The sequence below is a fragment of the Corynebacterium sp. ACRPS genome (genome assembly GCF_022346005.1).
In the GTDB taxonomy this organism is placed as follows: domain Bacteria; phylum Actinomycetota; class Actinomycetes; order Mycobacteriales; family Mycobacteriaceae; genus Corynebacterium.
In genome coordinates this window covers 76,743-89,593 of record NZ_JAKRMY010000007.1, presented here as the reverse complement: position 1 = coordinate 89,593, position 12,851 = coordinate 76,743, and the positions used below count along the sequence as shown (strand labels likewise).

Below are 12,851 nucleotides of genomic sequence, written 5' to 3'. Positions count from 1 at the left end.
AATTGGCCTTTCTGGCGACGAGCGCATTGGCAATGTGTACCCCTCCCACCGTAGTCGAGAATGAGTGCCAACGGCACCGTGAAAATGTGGCATTTAGAGGATGAGAGCGCCCGCCCAGCCGGCGATCAGAAGTGGGATATTGAAGTGGATAAACGTGGGGATGACGGAGTCGCGGATGTGGTCGTGTTGGCCATCGGCGCCGAGGCCCGCGGTGGGGCCGAGGGTGGAATCGGAGGCGGGGGAGCCGGCATCGCCAAGCGCGCCTGCCGTACCAATGAGCGCTACCGTGGCCGCGGGGCTAAAGCCGAGCGAGGCGCACAGGGGAACGTAGATAACGGAGATAATCGGCAGGGTGGAAAAGGATGAGCCGATGCCCATGGTGACCACCAGGCCCACCAAGAGCATGGCGCCTGCGGAGAGGAACTTATTGGTGCCAAAGAGGCTGGCGGTGGCATCGACAAGCGGGCCGACCTCCTCCGTGGCCGTCATGACGGAGGCAAAGCCCTGCGCGGTGATCATGATAAAGCCGATAAGCGCCATCATTTTCATGCCGTTGGTAAAAACGTCATCGGCGTGCTTCCAATCCACCGCGCCGGAAATGAGCAAGATACCCAGGCCGGTCAGGGCGCCGACGAGCAGGCCATCGGATTCGAAATCGAGCGTCTGCATGATGATTTGGACGGCGAAGGTAGCAATAATCGCCAGGATGGAGACCCAGATTTTATACGTCGAGGGTGTTTCCTGGTGCTCTTCGGCGGCAATAGGCCGGTCCTCGTACTCGCGCGGGGCGCGGTAGCTGATAAAGATGGCGATGAGCAGGCCGGTGAGCATGCCCAGGGCGGGAATGGCCATGACCTGCATAATATTGATATCGGAGGTATCCAGGCCAGCCTCTTCGATATTGAAGAGCAGGATATCGTTCAAATAGATGGACCCGAAGCCCACCGGAATGAACATGTAGGTGGTGATAAGGCCGAAGGTCAGGCACGTGGTGATAAGGCGTCGATCCAGCTTGAGCTTATTCATCACCGCCAATAGCGGCGGGACCAGCAGCGGGATGAAGGCGATGTGGACGGGGATGAGGTTTTGGCTCATCACGGCCATGGCGATAAGGCCAAGAATGAGCATCCACTTGGTGGTGGCCGCGGCCTTGGGGTCTAATTCGCCGGTGCCGCCGAGCTTGGCGATGAGAAAGTTGGCCAGGATCTGCGGCAGCCCGGCGGAGGCAACACCCATCGCAAAGGCGCCCAAGAGGGCATAACTCAAGGCAATCTTGGCGCCGCCGCCGAGCCCGTCCTGGAAGGCGACCATGGTGGCATCCAGGCCCATGCCGGATAGGAGGCCGCCGACTATCGCGCCGATGAAAAGCGCCACCACCACGTGCACCCGCAGGAGGGCGAGCGCGAGCATGATAATGACGGCGATGAGTACTGCATTCATGCCCCGAAAGCGTACTGCATAGTATGGATGAGATCGTAATTAATCCGGGTCTTTTATAGTGGATTCAGCCTAGGCGTCCGCGCCCCATGCGCAGCAGGGCAGAGGCGATGGTGGGGCCTTCCTCGCCAAGTTCCGCGCGGAACTCATTGAGGATGGCGATCTCGCGGGTGTGCACCAAGCGCGTGCCGCCGGAGCTCATGCGGGTGCGGCCCACCGCGCGGGAGACCTCGGTGCGGCGCTTGACGGCATCCAAGATGATCTGATCCAGGCGGTTGATTTCCTCGCGATACTGCTGGATTTCCGCATCAGATAGGGGATCATCCGTGCCGGTGGGCGTGCGGATATCCAAGCCATTGTCAACGATGGATTCATTATCTTCAGCGGTCATGGTCCTTTATTGTGCCACTTCGCGGTGCCATCGTGCTACTTGGTCAGGGTTTTGGAAAGCGCAGTGTATGCCGCAAATACGGGCCATGTCCGGTGGGGCTAGTAGGTTGGTAGGCATTATGACGAATAACTCTCCATTTAGCCCTTCTTTCACCCCGCGCGAACCCGCATCTGGTGCCTCCTCCCGCGGCGGCTTTGCCCCTAGCCAACCCGAACAGCAGAACCCTTTTGGCAGCACGCCCAGGCCCGCGGAATCCGATCCTTTAACCCAAGGCCTGAACCCGCAGCAATTAGAGGCGGTCACCCATACCGACAGGCCCCTGCTGATCGTTGCCGGCGCGGGTTCCGGCAAGACCGCGGTGCTTACCCGCCGCATCGCGTACCTCATGCGCCACCGCGGGGTAAACCCGTGGGAAATTCTCGCCATTACCTTTACCAATAAGGCCGCCGCGGAGATGAAGGAGCGCGTGGGCTCCTTAGTGGGTTCGGTAGCCGAGCGCATGTGGGTGTCCACCTTCCACTCCATCTGCGTGCGCATCCTGCGCCAGAACGCGCAGCTCGTGCCGGGCCTTAATACCAACTTCACCATTTATGATGGCGACGATGCCCGCCGGCTTTTATCCATGATTGCCAAGGACATGCAGCTGGATCTGAAGAAATACACCCCGCGCGTGCTGGCAAACCAGATCTCTAACCACAAAAACGAGCTCGTGGGCCCGGTCGAGGCGGCCGACAAAGCGCAGCAGACCAAGAACCCCTTTGAAACCACCGTGGCGGATGTCTACGCCGAGTACCAGCGCCGCCTGCGCGCGGCCAATGCGGTGGACTTCGACGATCTTATTGGGGAAGTAGTGCGCATTTTCACCGAGCACAAGCAGGTGGTGGAGTTTTATCGTCGACGGTTTAAGCACGTGCTTATTGATGAGTACCAGGACACCAACCACGCCCAGTACGCGCTGGTAGCGGCGCTCGTGGGCAAGGGCGAGCTAGGTCCCGATGCCCCAGAGCTGTGCGTGGTGGGCGATTCCGATCAGTCCATTTATGCCTTCCGCGGCGCCACCATCCGCAATATCGAGGAATTCGAGCGCGACTACCCGCAGGCGCACACCATCTTATTGGAGCAAAACTACCGCTCCACGCAGACCATCTTGAACGCGGCCAATGCCGTGATTGCGAAAAACGAGAACCGTCGGGAGAAAAACCTGTGGACCGCGCATGGCGATGGCGAATCCATCGTGGGCTATGTGGCGGATAACGAACACGATGAAGCCCGCTTTATCGCCGCAGAGATTGATGCGCTGGCGGATAAGGGCCACAGCTATTCCGATATCGCCGTGATGTACCGGACCAATAATGCCTCCCGCGCGCTGGAGGATATCTTCATTCGTTCCGGCATCCCCTATAAGGTCGTTGGCGGAACGCGCTTTTACGAACGCCGCGAAATCCGCGATATGGTGGCCTACCTGCGCATTATGGATAACCCGGACGATACGGTGAGCCTGCGCCGCATCATCAACGTCCCCAAGCGCGCCATTGGCGATAAGGCCCAGGGCCAGATTGCCCTGCACGCGGAAAACCAGGGGATAAGCTTTGGCAAGGCGCTTGCCGATGTCCCCCGGGGCGACGTCCCCGGTCTTGGCACCCGCGCCGTAAATGCCGTTACCAAATTCAATGACATGATGGACAGCATCCGCGCACAAATCCCAGGCATGCGCGATGAGGTGACCGGCCAGCCCGATTTGGGCGAACTGCTCACCGCCATCCTGGATGCCACCGGTTATAAGGCGGAGTTAGAAAACTCCAACGACCCGCAGGATGGCGCGCGCCTCGATAACCTCAATGAGCTGGTATCCGTGGCCCGCGAATTTACCTCGGAGGCCGCCAACCAGCTGGCCGCTGCCGGGGCGGATGCGGTCGATCCCAATGAGCTATTAGAAGAAGGCGAAGCCGCGCCGGGCTCGTTGCAGGCCTTTTTGGAAAAGGTCTCCCTGGTCGCAGATGCGGATCAGATTCCGGATTCTGAGACTGGGGTAGTGACCATGATGACCCTGCATACGGCCAAGGGCTTGGAGTTTCCCGTCGTCTTTGTCGCTGGCTGGGAGGACGGCCAATTCCCGCACATGCGCTCACTGGGTAACCCGAAGGAATTGAGCGAAGAGCGCCGCTTGGCGTATGTGGGTATCACGCGTGCCCGCGAAAAGTTGTACCTCACGCGCGCCATCTTGCGCTCTGCGTGGGGCAATCCGGTAACCAATCCCGCCAGTCGCTTCCTCGCCGAGATCCCAGAGGATCTCATCGACTGGCGGCGAGAGGATTCCGATAGTGACCTCACCGGTTCCTGGGGAGCCGATGACTATCAATATGGCCGGAGCTATCGCCGCGGTTCTAGTGGTGGCTATGCCGGTAGTGGGGGTGCTGGGTTTGGCCAGCGCGCTACGTCTTCCCCTTCGCAACGCACTCGCCAGCCTGCAGCCAATTCCATGCCGAAGAATAAGAACCTCAACCTTGCTGTGGGAGACCGGGTTAACCACGCGAAGTACGGGCTCGGAACCGTGATTGAAACGGCCGGTTCCGGTGCCCGCGCCACGGTGACCGTGGACTTCGGTTCCTCCGGCAAGGTGCGGCTCATGCTCATCGGCGGTGTGCCGATGGAAAAGCTTTAGACCGAAATCCCGCGCTCGTCGAACCAGCCCACTGGGTCAACGGCTGCGCCGCCGCCTGGGTGAATTTCGAAGTGCAGGTGCGGGCCGGTGGAGCGTCCCTCACTGCCGATGTCCGCGATGTGGTCGCCCGCAGAAACGTGGTCGCCCACGTTCACGCGCAGCGAGTTGGCGGGCATGTGGCCGTAGACAGAGATGCTGCCATCGACGTGCTGGATGCGAATCCAGTTGCCAAAGCCTTGTGCCGGACCGGAGTTAATGACCGTGCCGTCCATGACGGAGTGGATTGGGGTGCCGACTGGGTTAGCGACGTCGATGCCGTTGTGCATCGCGCCCCAGCGCATACCGAAGCCCGAGGTTAAGGTGCCGGAGGTGGGGAAGACCACCGTATTACCAGCGGCGTCCTTGCCACGCTCAGGGGTAAGCCCGGAGCGGTCTCCCTCGGGAGTGAAGGCTTCTCCCAGACCAGGAACGGAGGAGGGGTCTAAGACGATGTTGACCCCGCCGGAGTCATTCTGGCTAAGTTTCGGGGTGGCATCGCCGTTGAGTACACCAACGGCGGTATTCGCGAGGCCGACGGCGGCGTCGATCACGCCCGCGTTATCAACGTTGGTGGCTTGTGGCTCAGAGGAGCCGTTCGAAACGTCCACGCTGGCCACTGGATCAGCAGCAAAAGCGGAGGTGCCGGTAGCAAAAACGGTGCCAAGCGTGATGATGCTTAGCGCTACATTCCTGCGTGCGCGGTTCATGCGCTTCATAAGTTTAAGTCCTTTTCATGGCTGTGCATGGTCTCGAGGCGAGCAAACCTTGAAGGTTTGGCGTCTTTCAACTGCCCTGTGCGACACGCCGAGGGAATGGAAATACCCCATTTGGCGTTCGCTTGTGGCAACGAGTTAAAAGTTAGCCTGCCCATGGGTGTCGCGCAATCTGGAAAAATGCTGGTAGAAACCATGATTGTTCGAAAGGTTTCGAACATGCCAGCTTGTTGCGCATGTTACGAAAGTGGCTAAAGTTGCGGGTTTGAAGTACTGGTTTAAGCTCTGGGGGTGGCTAGTGGGGGTGGCGGGCTGAGCTTGTCGGTGTCGGGGTGGAAAACTGCCATTCACCTGCGACAAGGCCCTGTACTGGACTCGGCTGAAAGCGTTTTGAGCCCCTGTCGGGCAGGGGCCTCTCGAACGGCACTAGAAGGGGAGCTGGCTGCTAAATTTCTGCAGTAGCTGTTGAATTTGTGGCCCGAAAGCGTTGGCCGCACCGATTCCTATACCGATGGCCAGTGCGCCCGCAATGGCATCGATGATCCCCCAGGACTGCGGCTTGGAAGAGAGGGAATCATCAACCGGTGCTTGGTGATCTGCAGCGTCTTCAGCGTTAATAAGGTGGGCTTGAGAGTGATCTGAGGTGGAGTTTAAGGGCAGGCACTCGGCCAGTTCCTCGATGGTATAAAACGTTGAGTCAGCGGAAATAGGCTCACAGCCATCGTGGAACGGGATTTCCTTTTCGTTGTAGAGCATTCGCACGAGGGTCTCGCCGCGATCATTTTGGAATGCGTCCCATTGGATATTCGCGCCCATCGGTGAGACAGAATCACCACGCCATGCGGAGTTATCCCAGCTATATAAATCATCTTCCGGGATCCCCTGCTCGGACCCTGGCAGCTTCAGTAGCGCGGCAAGCGGGATGATGGTCTCGGCGTGACCGAAGCGATAATTAGCCGCTACGTCGCCGCCAGCAGCGCGGTCCTGAACGTTTCTAATCATCTCTTCAAGCAGTGGTTCATAGTTGTCGTAGGCAACCGTCTGCCCCTTGATAGTCGGGCCTTTCTCATAGAAGTCTTCTACGTCAAGCAGGTACGCGAAGGTTGGTCCGCTGGTATCGTCCATGTACTTATCAAAGATCCAGCCCTCCGCTGGGGCCTTTTCCTCATGCTCTAGAGCTGGAGCGATGATGTAAAGGTTGTAGAACTGTAAGGCAGCATCGACGATGCCCTCAACGGATTTATCGTCCTTTTCTCGGGCGGAAAAGTGCACGGAACCATCTGCTAAACCGTCGATAAACTCTGGCGCAAAAATCTTAGCCAGCAAGCTGCGTGCAGCCTGCTGCGACTCTGGCTTGGCGTAGGCCTGCTGTACTTTTTCCTGTAAGGCCTGAGAGTCCTTCCACTCTGTATAGCGCTCATAGGATGCAGCTTTTTTATCCTTGTGTGCGTACATCAAGTCAGGGCGTGCGGCGATGTTAACGTGGCCATCTGTCATTTCATCGCCCAACTGCTCGGCCAGTGCCGGGGATTGTTCCAGTAGACCTTCCCCGAAATTCCACCCAGAGTCATTGGCACGGTCCTCTCCTGAGGAAGTAAAGCTCACCTTGAGGTCATCGTTAGCAATCGATCCCAGTAGTTCCGCATTGCGCTGTGCATTGCGCTTGCCGATGCCCCTGAGCTCTTCTCGTCCCACTTCCGTTAGATTTCCATAACCGGCCTCTTGGCCAGGGCCACCGGATAGCTCTCGGTTTACCGCTATCATGGCCTCTACTTGCGGGATGAGCTTTGTACCGAGCTCGGTGAGCTGATCGCGTTGTTGGGCATACTCCAGCATCTGCTGCGCGAGGTCATCGTATTTAAAGCTTGATAGCCCGCGGGATCCGTGGCGATCTACCGTTGAGGTGTAAATCTGGTGAAACCCACTGGGGGCTTGGGCGTAGCTTGAGCCCTGTGGTTGGTAATGCTGCTTGGTGGAGTAGTAGGTAGCACTTTCGGAAGCTAGAGCTGGTGCGGGTGCGAGGGCACAGCTAAGGGCGGTGAAGAGGGAGAGAGTGCGTGTACGCATATAAAGGTATTCCTTGCTGGAGAGCTTGATAAAAAGACAGCTGACAGCTTAAGGGCCGCATCTTGCGGCCACATGGCATATAGGTAAATTGCAGGAATACTTTTCGGCGCTTTGCGGTGTGTTGGCGGATTCGGGTCCCAGACCCTGCAGCCGCAACGCTGCGTTGAATGATTGTGATTGCGAGCTAGCGGAGGTGCCGAGGCGGAAGGCATAGTAAAAGCGCCGCAGAGGATATCTGCGGCGCTTTAACAAGAAGGAAAGAAGGCTCTTAGAGCTGAATGCCTCGCTCGGCCAGCCATGCCTGTGGGTCAACGGCGTCACCGGAGTTCGGGTGAACCTCGAAGTGGAGGTGGGAACCGGTGGAGAAGCCCATGGACCCCATGCCGGCGATCTTCTGGCCTGCGTGCACGTGCTCGCCCACGGCAACGTCGAGGGTCTGCATGTGGCCGTAGACGGTCATGGTGCCGTCATCGTGGAGGATACGAATCCACTGGCCGTAGCCGGAGGCTGGGCCGGAATCGATAACGGTGCCGTCCATGATGGAGAGGATGGGGGTTCCAATGGCATTGGCGATGTCAACACCCGAGTGGAACGAACCCCAGCGCGGGCCGAAGCCAGAGGTGAAGGCGCCTTCAGCGGGGCGAGCAATGGAAGGGGCGCGAGCGGCAAGGTCCTCGGCGGCGCGGTCAGCGGAAGCTTGGATGGACTTGCTCAGCTGGTCAACCAAGTTGGTGACCGGCTTTGCCTCAGCCACGTTGAGGATCTGTGGTGCAGCATCGGAGGAGCCTTCTGGGGCGTTGTTAACCTCGGAAGTATCAGCGGCAAGCTTGTAGTCAACAGACTGCGTCTTGGTGGTGGTAGCCGCAGTGTTGTCGGACTCAACGTTAGCGGCAGCTGCGCCGCCTACGCCGGCGGTGGACACGGCACCGGCTGCAACGGTCATGACAGCGATACGACCCTTGGTGGTCTGCGAGGTGACAATCTTGCGATGGCGACCGGCGCCACGCTGAACTTTGCTTCGCATTAAATCTTCTTTCGTGTTTTTCACAATCTTCAAAAAGAGCGTTACAGCGTCTTTAGGTTAGTTACGAGATTGTGACCTTCTTGTTACCAACGAGATGTAACAGTAGCGTCTCAAAAAGATAACAGCAAGCCAAAAGTGAATTTTTTCTCGCGCCGGTTTGGAATAAGCCTACATGCAGGCAACTTCTGGAGAATTTTACGCATAGTGCGATATAAATCTCTCAAAGCCAAACCCTCGCGGTAGCCCCGAGGCTGTAATAGTGCACCTGAGGGGCCGGTTGCGGAAGCGTCCCAGTGTGAAATTACTGTGACCAGTGGGGAATAAGGGGGAAAACTTTATTCCATATATATGTCTACAGTAGTTACTGAAGAAGTCCACGGTGATTTTGGAGGCGCCTCGTCGCGCCACCCCGCTACCGCGCGCAAAAGGTGGCAAAGTGGACGCCGATGAACAAAAACACCAGCCCCCAATCTCGGTCAACGCCTCGCCCGCGTAGCCAGGCGCGGGGCCGGACAGTGCAGACAGAGCGCGCCCCTCGTGCACCGCACGCCACCGCGACGCAGAAGCCACATAATTCTGCAGAACGCGTCGCTCGCAAAGCCGGGTCGAAGGCGAAGGCCCGTCGCACGCCGGCCCCGCTGACGAAGGCCGGGCGCATCCGCCAATTATTCATGTCGGCGGCGCTGCCGAATATTATTGTTGTCCTTATTATTGTGGCGCTCGCATTCGGCACGCTTTTGCTTTTCGGCTCACCGCTCGCGTGGCTGCCCACCATCGTGGCGGAAGCGTGGATGGTCTTTAACCTCGCGCCGGTATCTGCGGCCGGGGTGGATCTGTCGTTCCTCCCAGCCTTGCCCGCGCTTATCCTCGCCACGGTGGTGGCGGTGCGCGTGCGTGCCGCGGTAAAACACAAAGTCAGCGTGAAGGACCTGGCTATTCTTGTCGCCTGTGTGGTTGGCGTGCCAGTGGTACTGACCTGCATCGCCTGGGTGATGCTGTGGGATGCCGGCAAGGTCTTCGATGTATCCCCGCCGAACCTCGCTGCTGCGCTTGCCCGGGTCATCGTGGTGCACCTAGCGGCGATGGCGGCCGGCATGGGTACCCGCCTGTGGCGCGCCTTGGCCAAGCGCTATGGTGCCCCGCCGCTGCTTGTTGATGCCGCCCTTATCGCCTTGCGCTATCTCGCCTACCTCGCCATTGGCGCGACCGTGGTCTTCGTGCTCGTCTTCATCGTGAACTTCTCGCGCCAAGGGGAGATGATGGATGAATATCCGTCCATCTCTGGGCTGGGCGTTTTCACCCTCATCCTGTTGAGCTTGCTGTATATTCCCAACGCCATCGTCAGCACCGGGGCAGTGCTTGTTGGTTCGGAGTTTTCGGCGGGGGAGGCACAGGTCAGCCTCTTTAGCACCCACCTTGTTCCGCTGCCGCCGCTGCCTATTACCGGTGGCATCCCGGCATCCTCGCCCGGCTGGGCGGTCGTCTTCATGGTGGTTCCCCTCATCGCGGCGACGATGTCCCTGTATAAAAAACGCCCGTCCTTCCAGAAGGTGCTCGCGGCCACGGTGGCTACCGCGGTCATCATGTTTTTCGCGTGCTATCTGGTTAGCGGCACGCTTGGCTACTACGGTCACACCGGCCCGCACCTGTGGACCGCTGCTGGCCTCGCCGCGCTGTGGATCGCCGTCGTGGGCTTGGCCGTTGCGGCAGCCTTTGCGCTTATGAACTGGCGGGATACCCGCGCAGCTGAAGCGGAGTCGTCGGCGGCGGAGGCCTCCGAAGAGGATTCAGAAGATGCTGCAGAGTCGGCAGAAGATACCGCTTCCGAGGGCACCGCTGACGCAGAGCAGTCTGATGCAGACAAGGCCGAAACCGACGAGGCTGACGGCGACGATGCTGATGCCGATCCGAACGAGATCGAAACGGACGAGGACGAGGATAATTCGGAATCTGGCGACGGTGAGGGCTCCGAGTCAGCAGCGAATGACGCGGACGACGCAGCCGACGACGAAGACGCTGCCGCAGAATCCACGGCAACCGCAGACAACGCCGACGAGGTCATCGAAGGGGAGGTCGTCGAAGACAGCGACGACGGCGATGACGCGGAGAGTACCGCGGGAGATGGTGAGGACGAGGGGGCGTCGGCAAGCGGCGAGCGTGAAGCGGCAGCCCCGGCCGAGGATGCAGACCCCGAGATCTTGGAGGGCGAACTCGTGGAAGAATCCGAAGAGAGCGACACAGGCGCGGCAGAAGGCGGCGAAGCAGCACAATCGGAAGCGGCAGATTCTACTGAAAGCGGTAGGAGGGACTAGGCTATAGCGCGTGACTTCACCGATGCCACCACGCGCTACTGCTGCCACTGATCGCCTACGAGTTGTTGTGCTTGTCTCTGGGACGGGCTCGCTTTTGCAAGCCATCTTGGATGCCCAGGATGAGCGCTACCGTGTGGTGAAAGTGGTGGCGGATAAACCATGTCGAGGTATTGAACGCGCCCGAGAACGCGATATCGATACCGAGATCGTGGAAATGGGCGCGGACCGTGCCGAATGGAATACATGTCTGGCTGATGCAGTAGATGCTGCGCAGCCAGACATTGTTGTTTCCGCAGGCTTTATGAAGATTTTGGGGGAAGGGTTCCTCCGCCGCTTCGAAGGCCGCACCATCAATACCCACCCGGCGTTATTGCCTGCGTTTAAGGGCGCGCACGGGGTGCGCGATGCGTTGGAGTATGGCGTGAAGGTCACAGGCTCTACCGTCCATTTCGTGGACGCGGGCGTGGATACCGGCTCCATCATTGCGCAGCGGCCGGTGGCCGTGCGGGCAGACGATGATGAAGGAAGTCTCCACGAACGCATTAAGAAGGTAGAGCGCGAACTCATCGTCGACGTGCTGCGCGCGGCGCAGCCCCGCGGCGAGGAACTTTTTATTCAACTCGCAGACTAAGACTTTTCGAAAGGCTTAATCCTCCTCATGAGCGAAGACCGCAAGCAGGTAAAACGCGCACTCATTAGCGTGTACGACAAGACGGGGCTGGAGGATCTGGCCCGCGCACTCGATAAGGCGGGCGTAGAGATCGTCTCTACCGGCTCCACCGCCAAGAAGATTGCTGACCTGGGAATCGAGGTCACCCCGGTAGAAAAGCTCACCGGTTTCCCCGAGTGCCTGGAAGGCCGTGTGAAGACGCTCCACCCGCGCGTGCACGCCGGGATCCTGGCCGATACCCGCAAGGAAGACCACCTGGCGCAGCTCAACGAGCTTGAGGTAGAGCCCTTCCAGCTCGTCGTGGTCAACCTGTATCCCTTCCAGGAAACGGTAGCCTCCGGCGCGGACTTCGATGGATGCGTGGAGCAGATCGACATCGGTGGACCGTCCATGGTGCGCGCGGCCGCCAAGAATCACCCGTCCGTTGCCGTGGTCGTGGATCCGGCGCGCTATGGCGAGGTGACCCAGGCCGTTGAGGAGGGTGGATTTAGCCTTGACCAGCGCCGTGGGCTCGCCCGCGATGCCTTCCTTCACACCGCTAACTACGATGCGGCGGTCTCCGCATGGTTCGTGGGCCAGCTCAGCGATGGCGAGGAGACCACCTCGCTGCGCTACGGCGAGAATTCCCACCAGGCCGCCACCGTCACCCGGATTGGCACCAAGGGTCTGGCCAATGCCCAGCAGCTCAACGGCAAGGAAATGAGCTACAACAACTACCAGGACGCCGACGCTGCGTGGCGCGCGGCCTGGGACCACGAGCGCCCCTGTGTGGCGATTATCAAGCACACCAACCCCTGTGGCATCGCCGTATCGGACGAGTCCATCGCTGCGGCCCACCGCGCGGCGCACGCCTGCGACCTGATGTCCGCATTCGGCGGGGTTATTGCCGTCAACCGCGAGGTCAGCGTAGAGATGGCCGAGCAGGTCAAGGGCATTTTCACCGAGGTTATCGTCGCACCCGCCTATGAAGATAAGGCGCTGGAGATTCTGCAGTCCAAGAAGAACCTGCGCGTTCTTTTGGCCGAGCCAGAGGAACAAGGCGAGGAGCGCAAGTACATCTCCGGCGGTGTGCTGCGCCAAGAGCCGGATACTTACCAGGCCGAGGGTGATAAGCCCGAAAACTGGACTCTGGCAGCGGGCGAGGCCCTGAGCGACGAGGACTTGGCCCAGCTCGAATTCGCCTGGCGCACGGTGCGCGCGGTCAAGTCCAATGCCATTTTGCTGGCTAAGGACAACGCGACCGTCGGCGTGGGCATGGGCCAAGTTAACCGCGTGGATTCCGCCAAGCTTGCGGTCGAGCGCGCCAATACGCTTGCTGATGCCACCAACCGCACCCAAGGCTCCTTCGCCGCCTCCGATGCCTTCTTCCCCTTCGCCGACGGCTTGCAAGTGCTTCTCGATGCCGGCGTCAAAGCCGTTGTCCAGCCCGGCGGCTCCATCCGCGATGAAGAAGTTATCGAGGCAGCTAAGGCCGCTGGTGTTACGATGTATCTCACCGGAACGCGCCACTTCGCGCACTAGCGATAGCGCCTGACA

The 12,851-nt window shown here is 59.5% G+C and carries 9 protein-coding genes; 4 read left to right on the top strand and 5 right to left on the bottom strand.

Features of this window, described 5'->3' with window-relative positions; translation table 11 throughout:
• Positions 1 to 93: 93 nt before the first annotated feature.
• Positions 94 to 1,440: a Na+/H+ antiporter family protein gene (locus tag MHX65_RS05610; RefSeq protein WP_239269203.1), complete on the bottom strand. Its 1,347-nt coding sequence runs from the start codon at positions 1,438 to 1,440 to the stop codon at positions 94 to 96.
• Positions 1,441 to 1,504: 64 nt separating this feature from the next.
• Positions 1,505 to 1,828 carry a chorismate mutase gene (locus tag MHX65_RS05605; RefSeq protein WP_005279891.1) on the bottom strand — a complete coding sequence of 108 codons (324 nt, stop codon included), beginning with the start codon at positions 1,826 to 1,828 and terminating at the stop codon, positions 1,505 to 1,507.
• A 118-nt stretch (positions 1,829 to 1,946) separates the two neighbouring features.
• Between MHX65_RS05605 and pcrA the strand changes: the two genes are divergently transcribed.
• Complete coding sequence (gene pcrA / locus MHX65_RS05600; protein ID WP_239269202.1) at positions 1,947 to 4,490, top strand: DNA helicase PcrA; 2,544 nt, start codon at positions 1,947 to 1,949, stop codon at positions 4,488 to 4,490.
• On the opposite strand, the gene MHX65_RS05595 is transcribed toward pcrA, so the two are convergent.
• The 3 genes from MHX65_RS05595 to MHX65_RS05585 all read right to left on the bottom strand — a co-directional run bounded on the left by MHX65_RS05595 (position 4,487) and on the right by MHX65_RS05585 (position 8,333).
• Entirely contained in the window at positions 4,487 to 5,245 is a 759-nt protein-coding gene (locus MHX65_RS05595) for a M23 family metallopeptidase (RefSeq protein WP_239269201.1), read from the bottom strand. The genes pcrA and MHX65_RS05595 overlap by 4 nt on opposite strands.
• A gap of 423 nt (positions 5,246 to 5,668) precedes the next feature.
• Positions 5,669 to 7,309, bottom strand: a complete 1,641-nt coding sequence (locus tag MHX65_RS05590) for a histidine-type phosphatase (RefSeq protein ID WP_239269200.1) — start codon at positions 7,307 to 7,309, stop codon at positions 5,669 to 5,671.
• A gap of 268 nt (positions 7,310 to 7,577) precedes the next feature.
• On the bottom strand, positions 7,578 to 8,333 hold the full coding sequence (locus tag MHX65_RS05585) for a M23 family metallopeptidase (protein WP_239269199.1): 756 nt from the start codon (positions 8,331 to 8,333) through the stop codon (positions 7,578 to 7,580).
• Positions 8,334 to 8,848: 515 nt separating this feature from the next.
• Here MHX65_RS05585 and MHX65_RS05580 point away from each other — a divergent pair.
• From MHX65_RS05580 to purH, 3 genes are read left to right on the top strand one after another with little or no spacing between them, the layout of a single operon-like run.
• Entirely contained in the window at positions 8,849 to 10,645 is a 1,797-nt protein-coding gene (locus MHX65_RS05580; protein ID WP_239269198.1) for a cell division protein PerM, read from the top strand.
• A 22-nt stretch (positions 10,646 to 10,667) separates the two neighbouring features.
• The gene (gene purN / locus MHX65_RS05575; RefSeq protein ID WP_239269241.1) at positions 10,668 to 11,276 is read left to right on the top strand and encodes a phosphoribosylglycinamide formyltransferase; all 609 of its coding nucleotides are present in this window, start codon (positions 10,668 to 10,670) and stop codon (positions 11,274 to 11,276) included.
• A gap of 27 nt (positions 11,277 to 11,303) precedes the next feature.
• Positions 11,304 to 12,836, top strand: a complete 1,533-nt coding sequence (gene purH, locus MHX65_RS05570; protein WP_239269197.1) for a bifunctional phosphoribosylaminoimidazolecarboxamide formyltransferase/IMP cyclohydrolase — start codon at positions 11,304 to 11,306, stop codon at positions 12,834 to 12,836.
• Positions 12,837 to 12,851: the final 15 nt, after the last annotated feature.